Origin of the sequence: Brachybacterium sp. SW0106-09 (assembly GCF_001293905.1) — a bacterium.
In the GTDB taxonomy this organism is placed as follows: domain Bacteria; phylum Actinomycetota; class Actinomycetes; order Actinomycetales; family Dermabacteraceae; genus Brachybacterium; species Brachybacterium conglomeratum.
The window spans coordinates 57,842-75,482 of sequence record NZ_BCAK01000014.1 but is presented as its reverse complement, the minus strand read 5'-3'; the positions used below and the strand labels follow the sequence as shown (position 1 = coordinate 75,482).

14 protein-coding genes are annotated in these 17,641 nt (G+C 70.1%); 8 read left to right on the top strand and 6 right to left on the bottom strand.

The features are described 5' to 3' along the window. Positions 1–107: 107 nt before the first annotated feature. The 4 genes from Y09_RS07755 to dnaA form a co-directional block, all read right to left on the bottom strand. On the bottom strand, positions 108–656 hold the full coding sequence (locus Y09_RS07755; protein WP_234695663.1) for a DciA family protein: 549 nt from the start codon (positions 654–656) through the stop codon (positions 108–110). A gap of 263 nt (positions 657–919) precedes the next feature. After that, positions 920–2,179, bottom strand: coding sequence for a DNA replication/repair protein RecF (gene recF / locus Y09_RS07750; RefSeq protein ID WP_053917212.1), 1,260 nt, complete (start codon positions 2,177–2,179; stop codon positions 920–922). A gap of 19 nt (positions 2,180–2,198) precedes the next feature. Further along, a complete protein-coding gene (gene dnaN / locus Y09_RS07745; RefSeq protein WP_053917211.1) occupies positions 2,199–3,323 on the bottom strand; it encodes a DNA polymerase III subunit beta in 1,125 nt (374 codons plus the stop codon). A 477-nt stretch (positions 3,324–3,800) separates the two neighbouring features. Further along, positions 3,801–5,501: a chromosomal replication initiator protein DnaA gene (gene dnaA, locus Y09_RS07740; protein ID WP_053917210.1), complete on the bottom strand. Its 1,701-nt coding sequence runs from the start codon at positions 5,499–5,501 to the stop codon at positions 3,801–3,803. Positions 5,502–5,952: 451 nt separating this feature from the next. On the opposite strand from dnaA, the gene rpmH reads away from it, so the two are divergent. The 8 genes from rpmH (at position 5,953) to Y09_RS07700 (ending at position 12,646) form a co-directional block, all read left to right on the top strand. After that, a complete protein-coding gene (gene rpmH / locus Y09_RS07735) occupies positions 5,953–6,090 on the top strand; it encodes a 50S ribosomal protein L34 (RefSeq protein WP_010552021.1) in 138 nt (45 codons plus the stop codon). A 35-nt stretch (positions 6,091–6,125) separates the two neighbouring features. Next, positions 6,126–6,494 (top strand): ribonuclease P protein component, encoded by a 369-nt coding sequence (gene rnpA / locus Y09_RS07730; RefSeq protein ID WP_029360897.1) that lies wholly within the window; start codon positions 6,126–6,128, stop codon positions 6,492–6,494. Next, positions 6,491–6,814 carry a membrane protein insertion efficiency factor YidD gene (gene yidD, locus Y09_RS07725; protein ID WP_082358693.1) on the top strand — a complete coding sequence of 108 codons (324 nt, stop codon included), beginning with the start codon at positions 6,491–6,493 and terminating at the stop codon, positions 6,812–6,814. The genes rnpA and yidD overlap by 4 nt, the downstream gene beginning before the upstream one ends. An 85-nt stretch (positions 6,815–6,899) precedes the next feature. Continuing rightward, complete coding sequence (yidC, locus tag Y09_RS07720) at positions 6,900–8,003, top strand: membrane protein insertase YidC (RefSeq protein WP_053917209.1); 1,104 nt, start codon at positions 6,900–6,902, stop codon at positions 8,001–8,003. A gap of 64 nt (positions 8,004–8,067) precedes the next feature. Next, complete coding sequence (locus Y09_RS07715; RefSeq protein WP_053917208.1) at positions 8,068–8,733, top strand: R3H domain-containing nucleic acid-binding protein; 666 nt, start codon at positions 8,068–8,070, stop codon at positions 8,731–8,733. Positions 8,734–8,741: 8 nt separating this feature from the next. Next, positions 8,742–9,407 carry a 16S rRNA (guanine(527)-N(7))-methyltransferase RsmG gene (gene rsmG, locus Y09_RS07710; protein ID WP_053917207.1) on the top strand — a complete coding sequence of 222 codons (666 nt, stop codon included), beginning with the start codon at positions 8,742–8,744 and terminating at the stop codon, positions 9,405–9,407. Further along, positions 9,394–10,323, top strand: a complete 930-nt coding sequence (locus Y09_RS07705) for a ParA family protein (protein ID WP_234695662.1) — start codon at positions 9,394–9,396, stop codon at positions 10,321–10,323. Before rsmG ends, Y09_RS07705 begins: the two co-directional genes overlap by 14 nt. Positions 10,324–10,408: 85 nt before the next feature. Beyond that, positions 10,409–12,646, top strand: coding sequence for a ParB/RepB/Spo0J family partition protein (locus Y09_RS07700; protein ID WP_053917206.1), 2,238 nt, complete (start codon positions 10,409–10,411; stop codon positions 12,644–12,646). 3,347 nt (positions 12,647–15,993) lie between these two features. On the opposite strand, the gene Y09_RS07695 is transcribed toward Y09_RS07700, so the two are convergent. Together Y09_RS07695 and trxB are read right to left on the bottom strand one after the other, a co-directional pair. Beyond that, positions 15,994–16,485 carry a hypothetical protein gene (locus Y09_RS07695; RefSeq protein ID WP_148639577.1) on the bottom strand — a complete coding sequence of 164 codons (492 nt, stop codon included), beginning with the start codon at positions 16,483–16,485 and terminating at the stop codon, positions 15,994–15,996. Between the two features lie 11 nt (positions 16,486–16,496). Then, positions 16,497–17,570, bottom strand: a complete 1,074-nt coding sequence (trxB, locus tag Y09_RS07690) for a thioredoxin-disulfide reductase (RefSeq protein WP_053917204.1) — start codon at positions 17,568–17,570, stop codon at positions 16,497–16,499. Between the last annotated feature and the right edge of the window lie 71 nt (positions 17,571–17,641).

Below are 17,641 nucleotides of genomic sequence, written 5' to 3'. Positions count from 1 at the left end.
CAGGCTCCACCCACCCGCTGATCTCCTACCGCTCGTCCCTCGCAGCACGTCGATCAGGCTCCACCCACCCGCTGATCTCCTACCGCTCGTCCCTCGCAGCACGTCGATCAGCCATACGTATCCCGGGGTCCGCGCCAGGTCACCGTCCGTCGGCCCTTCTTCCAGCTGCGCTCGGCGGCGGCGGGGCCGGTGACCTTCAGCTCCGAGACGACGTGGGAGCCGACGTGCTCCTCGATGGTGGTGATCAGCTGCGGGGTGAGCATCCGCAGCTGCGCCGCCCACGCCGAGGAGGAGGCGCTGACCACCAGCACCCCGTCCTCGAAGGAGACCGGGCGGCAGTGCGTCGCGAGCCGCTCGCCGACGATCTCGTCCCACTCGTCCAGCACCCGTCCGGTGCTCATCCCGGCGTTCCAGCCGAGGTTCCCCAGCACCTTCTTCAGCACCAGCTCGATGCCCTGCGGGTCCCGCGGGTCCGGGCGCGAGCCGGAGTAGCCCGGCGCCCGGCCGGACCGGTCGCGCACGTCCCTGGCCTGCGTCTTCGCGGAGATCGGGAAGAGGCCACGGTCGCGGGCGGCGGCACGGGAGCGGTTGACGGTGCGGCGGGCGAGCTCGAAGGGATCCGCCGGCGCCGGCAGGTCCGGCGGATCGTAGAGCACCTGCTCCTCGCGGTCGGGATCCCCGGGGCCGACGGGCGTCGGTGCGCCGGAGCGGGACGCGACGGAGCCACGAGCCTCCTCGCCGCCCGGCCGCGCTCCGCCGCGGGCACGCTCGGCACCGTCCCCGTTCCGGGCACCGCCCCGCACGGGCACGGCAGCCGGAGCCGTCGGCGAGGTCGACTGCTCCTCGGACCCCGCCGCTGCCCCGCTCCAGGTGCCGAGCCCGTACGGGTTCGCGATCCTCGGGCGCGGAGCACCGCCGTTCATCGCAGCCCGCCCCCGCTGCGCGGGACCGCCTCGCCGAGCGTCACGTCGACCACGTGGATCTCGCCGTCGAGGGAGACGGGGATGTCGGTGTCGTTCGCAGTCGTGATCAGCACCTGCGAGGCGTCGGTGACGATCCGGCCGAGCCGCTCGCGGCGATGGACGTCCAGCTCGCTGAAGACGTCGTCGAGGATCAGGATCGGCTCGCCGTCGCCGAGGTCGCCCTCCTCGAGGCGCAGCAGGTCGTAGCTGGCCAGGCGCAGGGCGAGCGCGAGGGACCAGGACTCGCCGTGGCTCGCGTAGCCCTTCGCGGGGAAGTCGTGCAGGCGGATCTCGAGGTCGTCGCGGTGCGGGCCGGTGAGGTTCGTGCCGCGGTCGATCTCCTCGTCGTGCCGTGCGGAGACCAGGGCGAGCAGGGCGTCGTGGATCTCGCGGGTGCCGGGAAGCTCCCCGGGCGCGGCGCCGAGCTCGTCGAGCACGTCGGAGCGGTAGCGGACGTCCGCCGGGGAGGCGACCTCGCCGCGCTGGTCAGGCGGCAGGTCGAGCGCCTGCTCGGCCCCCTCGTCGGTCGAGACCCGCAGGTAGGAGTACCCCAGGTGCGGGCGCAGACGGTTCACGAGGTGGAGCCGGGCGCGCAGCAGCTCGGCGCCGTGACGGGCCAGCTGCTGGTCCCAGACCTCGAGCGTGGAGGCCGCGGACTCGGCCGGGTCCAGCCCGCCGACGCTGCGTCCCGAGCCGCCGCGCCGCATCGAGCGCATCTGCTTGAGCAGGTTGCCGCGCTGCTTGAGGACCCGGTCGTAGTCGGCCTTGATCGAGGCGAAGCGGGGTGCGATCTCGAACAGGAGCTCGTCGAGGAAGCGGCGCCTGCCCTCGGGATCGGCCTTGACCAGTCCCAGGTCCTCCGGGGCGAAGAGCACCGCCCGCACCTCGCCGAGCAGGTCACGCAGCCGGGAGACGTTCTGTCCCTGGAGCCGGGCGCGGTTCGCCTTGCCGGGGGTGATCTCGAGGTCGATCTGCAGGGGTCGGCCGGCACGTTCGAAGCTCGCGCGGACGATCGCCGTGGACTCGCCGCGGTGCACGAGCGCGGCGTCGTGGGGGACGCGGTGGCTCGAGAGCGTCGCGAGGTACCACAGCGCCTCGACGATGTTGGTCTTGCCCTGCCCGTTCGGGCCCACCATGACGGTGATGCCGGGACGGACGGGCAGGCTCAGCTGCCGGTAGGAGCGGAAGTCGGTGAGTTCGAGGGCGGTCAGGTGCACGGAGGGAGCTCGCCCTCCCTCAGATCCGCATCGGCATGATGAGGTACCGGTAGGAGTTGTCGGGCTCGCCCTCGAGCGAGTCCTGCCCGGTCATCACCGAGGGCTTGATCGAGTCGGTGAAGGTCAGGCGGGCGAACTCGCTGCCGAGCGCGCCGAGGCCGTCGAGCAGGAAGCCCGAGTTGAAGCCGACGACGAGGTCCTCGCCCTCGAGCTGCGCCTCGAGCACCTCGCTGGCCTGGGCATCGTCGCCGGCGCCGGCCTCGAGCGCGACCTGGCCCTCGGAGAAGGACAGGCGCACGGGGGTGTTCCGCTCGGCGACCAGGGAGACACGCTTGACCGCGTCGATCAGCGCGCCGGTGGAGACGACGGCGGTGATCGCGGTGGTCTCGGGGAACAGGCGTCGCACCGGCGGGTAGTCGCCGTCGACGAGGGTGGAGGTGGTGCGGCGGCCGCCGGCCTCGAAGCCGATCAGGTTCGCAGAGTCCTCGTCGGACAGCGCGATCTCGACGCCGCCGCCGGTCGCGAGCGAGCGGGCGACCTCGTGGAGGGTGCGGCCGCGGACCAGGGCGGTGAGCCCGGCGCCGGGCGACGAGGGGTTCCAGGTCAGCTCGCGCAGCGCCAGGCGGTAGCGATCGGTGGCCATCAGGGTCATGGTCTCGCCGCTGATCTCGACCTTCACGCCGGTCAGCAGCGGGAGGGTGTCGTCCTTCGAGGCCGCGACGGTGACCTGCGAGATCGCCTCGGAGAACACGTCGGCCGCGACGGTGCCGGCGACCGGGGGCATGGTGGGCAGCTGAGGGTACTCCTCGACCGGGAGGGTCGCGAGCGCGAAGCGGGCGCTGCCGCAGCGGACCTGGAGCTTCGTGCCCTCGAGCGCGACGGTGACGTCCTTGTTCGGCAGAGCGCGGACGATGTCCGAGAGCATGCGCCCCTGGACCAGCACCTCGCCCGGCTGCTCGATCTCCGCCTCGAGACGAATCTGGGCGCTGACCTCGTAGTCGAAGGTCGAGAGCTGCAGCTCGCCGCCCGCATCGGCGACGATGCGCACGCCCTGCAGGATCGGCATCGCCGGACGGACAGGGAGGGTGCGGGTGGCCCAGGAGACGGCGTCGCCGAGGACGCCGCGGTCGAGGTGGAACTTCACCGTTGCCACTCCTTCGCAGTGGTCGAAAGCCTGATCGTGATCGAACGGTGGACAGCGTATCGGTTCCCGGAGCCCTCCGACGACACACCGCCGCAGATCCTTGACTTCCGCCCCTGCTCCTCGGTGCTCCTCGGCCGCTGCTGCCGACCCCCCGCCCTCCACATCCACGACGAGCAACAAACTACAGACCTCATCATCACGGCTGTGGATCTCGTGGATAAACGACATCTCTGCAGGCCACAGCCGACACTGTGGACGTGGACGACTCGTCGACAATCACAGGAAGCTCGTGCACGGTCTGTGCACGACTCCCTGCCCTCGTCAGATTCCTGTCATTCCTCCGTGCACATCGGCTCCTGCGCAGATGCTCGTCGTTCCACACTGTCCACAGAGTTATCCACAATTGGGGAGAACGTCGGGCTGACCTGGGATGACATTCTCCGGCGACCTCAGGCGGTCGGCTGAGTCACTCCCGCGTCACTGACGGGCCGAGGAGCTCGAGCTCTTGATCCTCGCCGTGAGCTCCGTGACCTGGTTGAAGATCGCCCGACGCTCCTTCATCAGCTCGCTGATCTTCTTGTTCGCGTGCATGACGGTGGTGTGGTCGCGGCCGCCGAACTCCTCGCCGATGCGGATCAGCGGCATGTCCGTCAGCTCCCGGCACAGGTACATGCCGATCTGCCGCGCGGAAACCAGGCGCCGGCTGCGGCCGGTGCCCACGATCTCCTCCACCGACAGCCCGAAGTAGGTCGCGGTCTGGGCGATGATCGTCGAGGCGGTGATCTGCGCGCCGTCGTCGTGGGAGAGCAGATCCTTCAACACGGACTCGGCGAGGGTGACGTCCATCGGCTGGCGGGAGAGGGAGTGCAGCGCCTGCACGCGGATCAGGGCGCCCTCGAGCTCGCGGATATTCGTGGCGATGTGGCTGGCGATGTACTCCAGCACCTCGTGCGGCACCTCGCCGGTGTTCTCCTGGGCGACCTTCTTGCGCAGGATCGCGATGCGGGTCTCGAGGTCCGGCGGCTGCACGTCCGTCATCAGGCCCATCTCGAAGCGGGAGCGCATCCGGTCCTCGAAGCCGCCGAGCTCCTTCGGCGGCAGGTCCGAGGTGATCACGATCTGCTTGTCCGAGTTGTAGAGCGTGTTGAAGGTGTGGAAGAACGCCTCCATCGTCTCCGGCGCTCGCTGCAGGAACTGGATGTCGTCGATCAGCAGGATGTCGATGTCGCGATAGCGGCGCTGGAACTCCTGCGCCTTGCCGAACTGGCCGGACTGCACTGAGTTGATGAACTCGTTGGTGAACTCCTCCGAGTTCACGTAGCGCACCACCACGTCGGGGTAGAGGCTCTGGGCGTAGTGGCCCACCGCGTGCAGCAGGTGGGTCTTGCCCAGACCGGATCCGCCGTAGATGAACAGCGGGTTGTACGCCTTCGCGGGCGTCTCCGCGACGGCCGACGCGGCCGCCTGCGCGAAGCGGTTCGAGGAGCCGATCACGAAGGTGTCGAAGGTGTATTTGCTGTTCAGGCGCGAGTCCTCGCCGAGGGGCGAGGCGCCGCCGGCGGGGGCGGGGCGGCGCGGCGCCGGTCCCGGGGAGGGGGCGGAGGCGCCGCTGAGGGCGGACATCCCCGCGTAGGCGCTGGGATCGTCGGCTGCGGAGCCGTGGAACTCGTCCTCCCCGCGGCCGAGGCGCGAGGCGGCGGAGGCGGCCGAGTCCGGGGTGCTGCTCGAGGGCAGCGCGGGCCGGCCGGAGGCGGGCTCCGAGGGGAGCACGGAGCCCCGTCCACGACGGAAGGGCGGGGTGTGGACATCCCCCGTGGAACTGTCCACATCGTTGTCCACAGGATGTGCACTGCGGGCGGTGGAGGAGGAGGTCAGCGGCGGTGCGGGGGCCTCGTCCTCGTCGTCCCCCTCCAGCAGCAGCGACTCGTCGACCGTCACGGCGAAGCGGAGGTCCTTGCCGGTGGCCTCGCTGAGGGCGGCCTTCAGGGAGCCCGCGATCCGGTTCTCGATCAGCTCCTTCGCCGAGGTGGAGGGTACGGCGAGCAGGGCGGTGTCCGCGACCACGGCCATCAGGCGGGAGAGGGTGAGCAGGGCCATCACACGCTGGGAGACGGTGTCGTCGCGGCGCAGGATGCTCAGCGTGCTGTCCCAGATCGCGTCGGCGTTCGCCTCCGGCATCAGGTGTCCCCCCTCAGGTCTCGGGCGCGGGTCGCCACAGTTTTCCACATTATCCTCACCGCTGTGGATCGCCGATGTGGACAACAGGTCGGGGATCCGCCCCTCGACGTGACCGGGACGACCGTGACGATGTGAGCGGCGCCGCCCCTTCGGGCGTCGCTGGGTCGGAGGGGCAGGACCCGAAGGGCACGACGGGCCCTCGGGGCCGTCACGACACGCCCCCGGAAGTGAGAATCGGGCCACAACCGGCCCTCAGCGGGGCTCCTCCGTTGACCCCGTGCACCCCCGCGCCTAAAATCGTGCAGTCAGCGCTGCGCGCCGCCCGACGGCACCGTCCCGATGTGGGACACGGCAGCCGCCCCGCCCCGGCGGGTGCGCCCGGACATCCGTTCGCGCAGCAGACCACACGCCACCGCGAGGGGCACGCCCGTGCCCACGATCGAGGAGAACCATGAGCAAGCGCACGTTCCAGCCGAACAACCGCCGCCGCGCCAAGAAGCACGGCTTCCGCGCCCGCATGCGCACCCGCGCCGGCCGCAGCATCCTGAACGCCCGTCGCGCCAAGGGCCGCGCCGAGCTCTCCGCCTGAGACGACGGTGACCAGGGCCGAGGCGTCACGTCGTCGTGTACTGGTCTAGTCGCCGGCTCCACAGCGGCGACGAGTTCCGTGCGGTCACCCGCGGTGGCGCGCGCAGCGCTCGATCCCACGTGGTCGTGCACCTGACCCTGCTCACGCAGGAGGAGGAGGCACCCCGCGTGGGATTCGTCGTGTCCAAGAAGATCGGCAACGCCGTGGTGCGCAACCGCGTCACCCGGCGCCTGCGCGAGATCGTGCGCCCGCATCTCGAGACCCTCCCCGCCGGCAGCGCGATCGTGCTGCGGGCGCTGCCGGGCATCGAGGCTCAGCCCTTCGCCGAACTCCGCGAGGACGTGGACTCGGCGCTCGCCTCCGCCTCCCGCAAGCTCGCCCGCCGCGAGGAGCGGTCGCGGTGAGCGGCGTCCCGCCGGAGCGCGCGCGAGGTCGCGAGGGCGCGCTGCGGCGCCTGGGCCGCCTGCCGCGCCGGCTGCTGATGCTGCCGGTGCGCGGCTACCAGGTGGGCATCTCGCCGTACACCCCGCCCGCCTGCCGGTACGACCCCGTCTGCTCGCAGTACGGCATGGACGCCCTGCGCACGCACGGGGCCCTCAAGGGGATCCTGCTCACCACCTGGCGGATCCTCCGCTGCAACCCCCTGACCCGCGGGGGGCTCGATCCGGTCCCGGCGCCGGGCATGTGGAGCAATCCACGCCGACTGCGGCACCCGGCCCCCTAGGGCCTACTCTTGTCCGAGACTCCCGACCACAGCCGGCACCTCGCATGAACGACATGCGCATCCGTGCGGCAGGAAGACCAGGCCGATGAATCCCCTGTATCCGATCGAGTGGGCCGTCGCATGGCTCATGGTGAAGTTCCATGCGGTGCTGTCGCTGTTCATGGATCCGAACTCGGGCATCACCTGGGTGCTGTCCATCGTCGGGCTCACCGCCGTGGTCCGCACCCTGATCATCCCGCTGTTCGTGCGCCAGATCCGCGCCTCGCGCGCGATGCAGATGGTCTCGCCCGAGCTGCAGGCGGTGCAGAAGAAGTACAAGGGCAAGACCGACCAGGAGTCTCGGCAGAAGATGGCCGAGGAGACCATGGCGGTCTACAAGGAGGCCGGCGCCAGCCCGTTCTCCTCCTGCCTGCCGGTGCTGCTCCAGATGCCGATCTTCTTCGGCCTGTTCCGGGTGCTGTTCAACAAGCTGCCCGAGGCCGCCGGCGGTGAGGCCTTCGGCCCGCTGACCACGCCGCTGGCCCAGAGCGCCAGCAACTCGACCATCCTCGGCAGCGTCACCATCGCCGACAGCTTCCTGAACTCCGGCGACGGCGGGGTCACCACCAAGATCGTCGCCGGCATCATCATCGCCGCGATGTGCGCGGTCACCTTCTTCACCCAGAAGTCGCTGACCATGAAGAACATGCCCAAGGCCGCCCTCGAGGGCCCCATGGCCAGCACCCAGAAGATGATGCTGTACATGCTCCCGTTCATCTACGTGATCACGGGGCCGGGCATGCCGATCGGTGTGCTCATCTACTGGCTGACCACGAACGTGTGGACCTTCGTCCAGCAGTACATCGTCATCCGCGCGACCCCCACCCCCGGCTCCGACGCGGAGAAGGAGCGCCAGGAGCGCATCAACGCCAAGCGCGAGCGGAAGGGTCTGGAGCCGCTGGACTTCACCCCGCCGAAGAAGGTCGCCGAGCCCGATCCGGAGCCCGAGCGGAACATCCGCGTACAGCCCACATCCAAGAACAAGGGCGGCAAGAAGCTCTCCGACGAGGAGAAGCTGCAGCGCGCCCGCGAGGCCCGCGCCAAGGCCGCCGAGGAGCGGCGCAGGGCGCAGGAGGAGTCCGGTGACTTCCCGGTGCCCCCGCCGAAGAGCTCCCCCCTGGACAAGGGCAAGAAGAAGCGGAAGAAGTGACCTCACGGCCCGGGAGCACGGTCGCTCCCGGGTCGTCCATCCCTGCATTCCCGGAGGACCCTGAATGAACGAGACCATCACCGATCCGTCGTCGGCCGACGAGACCGCCGCCCGGCAGGCGCACGAGGGTACGGACGCCCCGGCCGCCGAGGCCGCGGAGACCGCCGCCCCCGCGGACTCCGCCGGCTCCGCCGAGGCCGCCGAGACGCAGGACGCGGTCGAGAGCGAGTCCGAGGACGAGTCCGACGGCGAGTCCGACGAGGAGCGCCTGCGCCGCCTCGAGGAGGAGGGCGACATCGCCGCCGACTACCTCGAGGAGCTGCTGGACATCGCGGACCTCGACGGCGACATCGACATCGACGTGGACGGCGACCGCGCCTCCGTGGAGATCCGCGGCGCGGACCGTCTCGCGGAGCTGAACCGCCCCAAGGGCGAGCTGCTGGACGCCCTGCAGGAGCTCGCGCGCCTCGCGGTCCAGACCCGCACCGGCGCCCGGTCGCGCCTGATGCTGGACATCGGCGGCTTCCGTGCCGAGCACAAGGGCGGACTCGAGGAGCTCGCCGCCTCCGCGATCGCCGAGGCGAAGGAGTCCGGGCAGCCGGTCCCGATGCGGCCGATGAACCCCTTCGAGCGAAAGGTCGTCCATGACGTCGCCAAGCGCGAGGGGCTGCGCTCCGAGTCCGACGGCGATGGCAAGGGCCGTCACGTCGTGATCTACCCGACGTCCTGAGGCCTGCCGTGACGACGCTCCCCGCATCGCTCCGACCCCTGGCCGAGCGCCTCTTCGGCGACCGGCTCGAGCTCGCCGAGCGCTTCGCTGCCCTGCTCGCCGAGCAGGGTCCCGAGCGCGGTCTGATCGGACCGCGGGAGGTGGAGCGGCTCTGGGAGCGCCACCTGCTCAACTGCGCGCTGATGGCCGACGCCGTCGACCCGTCGGTCAGGACCCTGGCCGACGTCGGCTCCGGGGCCGGGCTGCCCGGCGTCGTGATCGCGATCGCCCGCCCGGAGCTGCAGGTGACGCTGATCGAGACGATGCAGCGTCGCACCACCTGGCTGGAGGAGGTCGACGCCGAGCTCGGCCTCGGCCTCGAGGTCGTCCGGGCCCGTGCCGAGGAGCTGCACGGCGAGCGGGAGTTCGAGGTGGTCACCGCCCGGGCCGTCGCGGCGCTGGACAAGCTGGCCCGCTGGACCCTCCCGCTGGTGGAGGAGGAGGGGCTGCTGCTGGCGATGAAGGGCTCCTCGGCCGCCGACGAGATCGAGAGGGCCCAGAAGGTGCTCACGAAGCTCGGCGGGATCGACCCCACCATCACCCGGTACGGGATGGGCGAGGTCGAGGTTCCCACTACAGTGGTCCAAGTGCGTCGCCGGCCGAAGGCGAGCAGGAAGGGAGATGCGCGTGGCTGAGAAGCGCGAGGGCTCCTCCCAGGGGGCGGGGTCGATGGACGACACCCCGCTGATGCGCGAGCTCACCCGGGACCACGCCCGCCGCCGGCAGCTGGAGGATGTCGAGTTCACCTCCCCCGAGCACACCAGGATCGTGACCATCGCGAACCAGAAGGGCGGGGTGGGGAAGACCTCCACCACCGTGAACCTCGCGGCCGCGCTGACCATGGGCGGCCTGCACGTGCTCGTGATCGACGCCGACCCGCAGGGCAACACCTCCACGGCGCTGAACATCGAGCACCATGCCGAGGTGCCCAGCATGTACGAGGTGCTGGTCGAGTCCGCGCCGCTGTCCGAGGTGGTCCAGGACGTCCCGGACATGGAGCGCCTGCAGTGCGCCCCCGCGACGATCAATCTCTCCGGCGCCGAGATCGAGCTGGTCTCCCTCGTCGCCCGCGAGAACCGGCTGCGCAACGCCATCCGCGAGCACCTCGAGGAGCGGGAGGCCCAGGGCCTGCCCCGCCTGGACTACGTGCTCGTCGACTGCCCGCCCTCCCTCGGCCTGCTCACGGTCAACGCGCTGGTCGCGGCCCGTGAGGTGATGATCCCGATCCAGGCCGAGTACTACGCGCTCGAGGGCCTGACGCTGCTGCTGAACAACATCGACCTGATCCGGCAGCACCTGAACCCGGATCTCGTGGTCTCCACGATCCTGCTGACCATGTACGACGCGCGCACGCGCCTCGCCGCACAGGTCGCCCAGGACGTGCGGGACCACTTCCCCGACCAGACCCTCGAGACCACGATCCCGCGATCGGTGAGGATCTCCGAGGCGCCGAGCTACGGCCAGACCGTGCTCACCTACGATCCCGGCTCCAGCGGGGCGCTCGCCTACCGGGCGGCGGCCTTCGAGCTGAACTCCCGCCCCGCTCCCTGACCTCGACCTCCCCTCACCGCGCGATGTCGCGCCCGGCACGGAGGTCACCCCCACGGTGACGACATTTCTCGGAAGGACAACGGCCATGACGCAGAAGCGAGGACTCGGCAGAGGTCTCGGCGCCCTGATCCCGGGGGCAGGCTCCTCGCCCGCTCCTGAGCAGGAGCTGCGCACGCGCACCCGTCCGCAGGAGGAGGGCGGCTCCGCCGCGTCGAGCACGCGCCCGGTGGACATGTTCTTCTCCGGCGAGAAGGTCTCCTCCGAGGACGCCCCCCAGCGGGGCGGAGCCCGTGACCTGGCGACCGGCATGGCGCGCGCCGCCGCCGAGCGACGCGGCCGCACCGCGGGCCGCTCCGGCAGCTCGTCGACCGCGAAGCGCTCCGGAGCCGGGAACTCCTCCGGTGGCGCGGACGCGAGCGGTTCCGGCGCCGGGACGGCCGCCGAAGCCTCGACGACCTCCAAGGGCACGGCGGCACAGCGCGGCACGTCGAGCTCGGCGGGCACCGGCTCCCGCTCGACCTCGTCCAAGGGCACCGCGTCCAAGGACTCCGGCACCGCCTCGAAGGGCACCACGTCGAAGAGCACCGCCTCGAAGAGCACGACGTCGAAGAGCCCTGTCTCGAAGGGCACCGCCTCGAAGAGCACCTCGGCGACGTCCGCGCCGTCGACGACCGCGAAGAGCTCGGGAGCCGCGAAGAGCACCGGGACTGTCAAGAGCACCTCCTCGTCCAGGACCTCCTCGCCCGCGAGGAGCACCTCCAGCTCGAAGGGCGCCTCCTCCCCGGCGAAGCGATCCACCGGCGCGAAGAGCGCGGCCGTGCCCACGGCTGCCGCCGACTCGACCGGCACCGCGGAGGGCACCGCCGCCTCGAAGGACGCGAGCGCGACCGCTCGGCCCACCTCGGCGCCGACCACTCCCACCCCCGCCCCCGCGACGGGCGGAGCAGTCGACGAGACCGCTCCGGTCAGGACCGACGAGGTCCCGACCGTCGCCTCCTCGTCGGCCGAGCAGGAGCAGGCTTCTTCGCAGGCCGCTCCTGCCGCCGCAGAGAACGAGGCGACGGCCCCGGCGTCGAGCACGCAGGATGCGCAGCCCGAGACCGATGACGCGCCGGAGGAGGCCCCGCAGGCCGGCTCCGCGGAGTCGGAGGCCCCCCTGCGCGGCGAGGACAGCCCGATCGTCGACGTCGAGGCGGTCGAGTACACCCGAGTGCGCGACACCGCCCCGTCGGAGGACGCCGAGCCGGCAGCGCCTGCCGAGCCCTCCACGACCGAGCTGCCTGCTGCCGCCCCTCAGGAAGCCCCTGCCGCTCAGAACAGCTCCGCGCCGGCCGACGAGCACCCTGCGACCGACGAGCCCGCTGAGACGGACTCCGAGCACGCAGCTGCGGTCGGTCCCGATGGGGATGCGCGCGATGACGCCGGAGAAGCGCCTTCCGGCGCTGCCGGACAGTCCGACGCTGGCTCGGAGCGAGCTCCTCTCGAGAGCAAGAGCCTCGTCAGCGTCCCTGGCGCGGAGTTCGCGGAGATCCCGATCCACGAGGTCCGGGAGAACCCCCGCAACCCGCGCACCATGTTCGACGAGGAGGAGCTCGACGAGCTCGCGTACTCGCTGCGCGAGGTCGGCGTGCTGCAGCCCGTCGTGGTGCGCCCGATCCCGGTCACCGAGGACGGGGAGTCCTTCGAGCTCGTCATGGGCGAGCGCCGGTGGCGCGCCGCCCGCCGTGCCGGTCTCACCGCCATCCCCGCGATCATCCGCGAGACCAGCGACGACGACCTCCTGCGCGACGCGCTCCTCGAGAACCTGCACCGCACCCAGCTGAACCCGCTGGAGGAGGCGAACGCCTACCAGCAGCTGCTCGACGATTTCGGGTGCACGCAGGACGAGCTGGGAGAGCGCATCGGGCGCTCTCGCCCCCAGATCACGAACACGCTCCGCCTGCTGCGGCTCCCCGCCCTCGTGCAGCGCCGTCTCGCCAGCGGAGCGATCAGCGCCGGCCACGCCCGTGCGCTGCTGTCCCTGGACGATCCGACCCTCATGGAGGAGCTCGCCCAGCGGATCGTGAGCGAGGGGCTCTCCGTGCGCGCCGTAGAGCGCCTGGTGGCACGCGGCGGGCAGCAGCAGGCTCCCCGCACCGTCCGCCGCAGCACCTACGACCCGCACGTCGTGGACCTGACGAGCCGGCTGTCGAACCGCCTCGAGGCGCCCGTGCGCATCGACGTGGGCAAGCGCAAGGGCAAGATCACCCTCGAGTTCACGAACCTCGAGGATCTCGAGCGCCTCATGGAGAACATGGGCCTGGAGCTCCCGGCCCCCGAGTGACTCGGGGAGTGCGGGGTCCGTTCCGCACCCGCTCGCTGCAGCGCTGACGTGCTGCGGCGTGGAACGTGCGCCATGCCGTCGTCCCGATGACGAGCGCGCTCCTCTTCTGACCGACGAGAGCGTGCTCGTCCCGTCCCCCTCCCGCCGGTCGAACTCCGCGTTCGCCCGCGAGGAGCACCAGCACCCCGAGGGGGCCCTTCGGTGAAAGGGTCCCTCCTCTAGTGTGAGCGGTGTCACAGAACACACGGATCTGCCATAGACGCTATGTGTGTCAGCTCCGTCCGGTGCACGCGGTGTGGACGCACCTGTCTTCGTCTTCCCTCCGCAGCCTCCTCCTCAGCCCCGCGTCGCCCTCGTCCCGGGGGATGATCCCGTGCCATCGGTGCAGGCCAGAGTGCAGAACGGAGCTTGTCCACCGTTGTGTACAACTCTGTGGACTGCACTTCTCCAACGGAGAGTGGTTGTCCACAGATGTGTGCACGCTTGTGGAAGCGGAGTCCGTACGTGCCTCGGTCCCTCGTGGTTTCTCGGGAAACATGTGGCTCGCCGCTGGAGATTGCGAGGGCCGCAGGTGTCGGTACTGAGATGCTCCGGTCTCCTGAGGATGCCTGCGCGAGCATCTGATGCCATTCATGCAACGCCGGCCTCGGCTGACTCGCTCCCCTGGGGAGTTCCACGGGAAACCGAGTCGCCTGGTCCTGGGACGTGCGTTCCAGGGCTTGCGGTGCACGATCCTCGAAGGAGAAGAGTCCGCGGCATCCGGGGGACGACCTGCCCCGCCTCTGCCGGGCCGGTGGTACCCACGTGGAGGATGCCCGTCGCGGGGAACAGTGCCGTATCCGTCGCAGTGATCCCGTCATGTCAACTTCCCCAGTGCACTGTTCCACGCGAAACGCTGGCCGAAGTCTGCCGACCAGGGCTTTCGGACCGCTCTTATGTTGCTTCGCGCGACGCCTGATGGGTCATAGGCAGAGCTCCGGTGTCGGAAGTGTCGTCAAAGCCGTGGTGGGGAGCGGTTTCACGTGAGCCGTCACAGGGTCGCCCCCTCCCCGGAGTGTCAACGGGGTTCACTCCATGAACTGCGACCGACGGATGCGCAACGAGGGAAAGCCCGTCCCTGAGGCGCACACAACTCTCGGGCCACCGATGCTTCCCGCGAATCGCACGTGTCCGGGCACGAGCGGTGCCGTCGTCGCGGATGACCGAGTCGGCGGTGTGGTGATCGTGAGTTCGGGGATCCACGTGAAACGAGCCGGCGCGCCCGCTCCTCCCGTGCGCGCAGCCGGATCTAGACCGGGCCGAGTAGGACGCGATCGCTCTCCCGCTCACCGTGAGTGCGTGGCGCGACACGCATCAATGATGGACGGGCAGTGTCCCCGATCCTTGTTTCGCGTGAAACATCGGCTTGGAAGGCGCAGCCGATCGCGACGACTGTGTGGCGAGTCCGTCCGCCTGCATCCGAGCAACTGCCAGGTGCGCCGGTGGACCCCGGCCTTTGAGGTTTCGCGTGGAACTGCTGTTCGTGACGGTGGTGCTGTATAGCTCCGCTTCCGGCTGCATCAAGCCCCAATGAAGCGCCGTGTCTTGGGCTGGCGGCTTCGTGTGCTCATCCCATGTTGCCGGTTGCATTCTTGGGAAAACGAGCTCTCAACCGCCAGTCCTACGACAGCGTTTGCCGTGAAACATGGTGCTGGAATCCCCCAGCGGCGACTGTGAGGGCCCTTCGAGGTGGATGCACGTCGGATCGCGCGAATCCAAGGAGGAGCTGACGATCTCGTGCCGCGACTCGCCTCCAGTGGGGAGTGGAAGCGTTCCCCGTGAAACGCCGATGAGTTCAGAACTCCGCATCGTGAGCCCCTGTCTAGGGCTGTGCGTTCCGCTGCCCCGCGGGACTGAGTCTGCGTCGCGTCAAACCCGCACTACGACAGGGCATCGAGGCGGCCCCCTGCACTCGCAGCAGGCCCATCGGTTTCCCGTGAAACGTCAGGTGGGCTCTGCTGGTCGTCAGTTGCGCTGCTCTGCTTCACCTTCCCCATCCCGTGCTGTCGACCGTGGGGCTCCGTCTCACCAGAAGGGCTCTCCCCCTGACATGGCGGGAGAGGCGTCACGCCGTACATGCTCTGCACGCTGTGCGCTCTCGGCCCCGTTCGTTGCACGTGGAACGGCTGTATGGACCATCCAGCCGAGTGGAGGGACGCCGGGGCGGTGGCATCTCCAGTACCTCATGACCAACAACTAACGCGTTGCCCACGTGGCGTGGAGGCTTGCTCCGTCGGCCCTGAGCGCATGCGTATTCCGTCCAAGGGAGCGTGTCTCCGGCGAGACGCCGTTTGTCGTGAAACCCCTCTAACAGTGCACGGGCGCGCCCGGGGAGTCGCTGAGGGGGCAACCCCGCGGGCGGCGGAGGCCTACCTCAACAGATCAGGAGAGTTTCACAGCGAACATGGCGCTGTGATGGTCGACGGGCCAGTGGAGCCTGTCCGAGCGAGTCGCACGTGACCTGCTCACTCTCCTCCCACCGCCGACCCCTGTGCTGTTCGAGCCGACGCGGCTCCTGTGGATCGGGCACAGAGCGTCGCTTCTGGAGCACGGGGAGAGACATCGGCCTCCCGCGCGGAGCGAGTGCGGCACGGAGCCCGGAGCTGTTGTTCGGAGTCTCGATGTCTGCACGAAGGAGGCGGACGCCCACGTGGGCGGCGCGGTACGGCGCGCCCGCTCCCGCCGCTCGCCTTGTGATTCACGTGCATCTTCTATGGTGATGCACAGTGTGCAGAACCCTGTGGACAACCTCTTCGGGGCAACTGTCCAGAATGTGACCTGCGATACAACAGCTTCCCATAGCACATCCCCGGGCCGACGTCAGCAGGACTCGGAGATCATCTGAAGCCGCAGGTCAGGGGGACTTCTGTGACGAAGGTCGTGGTCAGAGAGGTTCCACCGTCATCCACATTTAGCTGTGGATAACCTTGTGGAAAGACGAGGAGAACTCTGTGGATACTTATGTGGATAGCGATGTGGATGCACCGTCCATGCACGTCAGCGCGGGCGGTTGCACCTAGGTTGACACGACGTGGAGGACGCCTCGCATGACACGCTCCGTCGGGCGCAGCTCGAGTCCGTCGCGTTGGCCGCGGCGTCGACCTCGCGAGGGCGCGGCCAGATGCGGACGCGGAACCATGTCGTCGGGACGTCGCCCCCTGACAGATCGTCCCGCGCGCGGTCGCGACGACCAGGACTGGATCGTGAACACGGCGTGGCTGCTGAGCTCGTCCTGCCCGCGGGCGCGACAGCCCGGTCTCGAGAGACCGGTGCGGCCGCCGGCGATCCCACGGCCGCGCAGGCTCCCCTCAACCGGCTTCGGGTCCGAGCTCCGCGTCCACGACGTGCTTGGGCAGCGCTCCGCTGCGTCGGTGCGTGAGCCGCCACGGGCCGTCCAGGACGAGCTCCTCTCCCCCGGGGGTGAGGCCGTGCAGCTCGCTCTGCTCCCCGTCTACGTCGTCGGTGACGAAGCGGAGCCAGGTGGGCAGGTGCTCGATACCCCAGCGGTCCAGGAAGGCGTCCTCAGGGTCCTCGACGAGGAGGCACTGCATGGAGGTCCCCCAGCGCCGGGAGATCTCCTTGAGCAGCGTGGGGGCGGGCCGGGACGGCGCCGCCCAGTCCGCGCTCACCAGCACGAGCACCGGCACCCGCGCCGCGTCCCGCGATGCGTCAGGCGGGCCGTTGCCGTGGGCGCGCTGCTTCGCGGGCAGGACGACGTCCGCCCTCCCCGCGCTCCCCCGGGAGGGGCCGAGAGGAGGGCGGACGGGGGACTCGGGCTCGGGCACTCCCGGCTCGGGCACCGCCCGGACGGTCACTGCGAGACGGCCTCCACCACGGGCTGCTCGGCGTCGGCCGCGGCGTCGATGCCGGCGGCGCGGTCGGCGAGCCAGCGCTCGGCGTCCAGCGCGGCCTGGCAGCCCGTGCCTGCGGCGGTGATGGCCTGGCGGTAGGTGTGGTCCACGACGTCGCCGGCGGCGAAGACGCCGGGCACGGAGGTGTACGTGCTGCGACCCTGGCACACGATGTACCCCTCGTCGTCCAGCTCGAGCTTGCCGCGCACCAGGTCGGTGCGGGGCAGGTGGCCGATCGCCTCGAACACGGCGGAGGTCACGAGGTCGCGCTCCTCGCCGGTGACGGTGTCGCGCAGGGTCACGGACTCGACCTTGTCGCGGCCGTTGATCCGCACGATCTCGCTGTTCCACGCGAAGGTGAGCTTCGGATCGGCCTCGGCGCGGCGCGCCATGATCTTCGAGGCGCGCAGCTCGTCGCGGCGGTGCACGAGGGTGACGGACTTGCCGAAGCGGGTGAGGAAGGTGGCCTCCTCGACGGCGCTGTCGCCGCCGCCGACCACGAGGATGTCCTGGTCCTTGAAGAAGAAGCCGTCGCAGGTCGCGCACCAGCTGACGCCCTTGCCGGAGAGGTCCGCCTCGCCGTCGATGCCGAGCTTGCGATAGGCGGAGCCGGTCGTGATGATCAGCGACTTCGCGCGGTACACGGTGCCGTCCTCGAGGGTCACCTTCTTCACGTCGCCGTCGAGCTGCAGATCTACGGCGTCCTCGTAGACGACCTCGGCGCCGAAGCGCTCGGCCTGCTCCTGTAAGGAGGCCATCAGCTCGGGGCCCTGCACGCCCTCGGGGAAGCCGGGGAAGTTCTCGACGTCGGTGGTGGTCATGAGCGCGCCGCCCGCGTCGAGTGCGCCCGCGATGACGATCGGCTTCATCTCGGCGCGCGCCGTGTAGATCGCGGCGGTGTAGCCGGCCGGGCCGGAGCCGACGATGACGACCTCGTGCACGGTGCCGTCGTCGTCCGCGACGGGCTGCACGAGCGGCTGCGCGGCCGGCGCGGGGCCGCCGAGGATGTTGAGGGCCTGGATCGGCTGGGTCATGAGGGTGTCCTTCCGTGGAATGGGGCGGAGGCGGTCGGCGGGAGGACCTTCGTCCAGTATGGGGGCTCGGG

Excerpts from the sequence above, each read along its gene's own strand:
- dnaA (WP_053917210.1), bottom strand. The coding sequence starts at position 5,501 with ATGCCGGAGGCGAACGCCGACGCGATCTGGGACAGCACGCTGAGCATC.
- rpmH (WP_010552021.1), top strand. The coding sequence starts at position 5,953 with ATGAGCAAGCGCACGTTCCAGCCGAACAACCGCCGCCGCGCCAAGAAG.
- yidC (WP_053917209.1), top strand. The coding sequence starts at position 6,900 with ATGAATCCCCTGTATCCGATCGAGTGGGCCGTCGCATGGCTCATGGTG.
- Y09_RS07715 (WP_053917208.1), top strand. The coding sequence starts at position 8,068 with ATGAACGAGACCATCACCGATCCGTCGTCGGCCGACGAGACCGCCGCC.
- Y09_RS07705 (WP_234695662.1), top strand. The coding sequence starts at position 9,394 with ATGCGCGTGGCTGAGAAGCGCGAGGGCTCCTCCCAGGGGGCGGGGTCG.
- Y09_RS07700 (WP_053917206.1), top strand. The coding sequence starts at position 10,409 with ATGACGCAGAAGCGAGGACTCGGCAGAGGTCTCGGCGCCCTGATCCCG.
- trxB (WP_053917204.1), bottom strand. The coding sequence starts at position 17,570 with ATGACCCAGCCGATCCAGGCCCTCAACATCCTCGGCGGCCCCGCGCCG.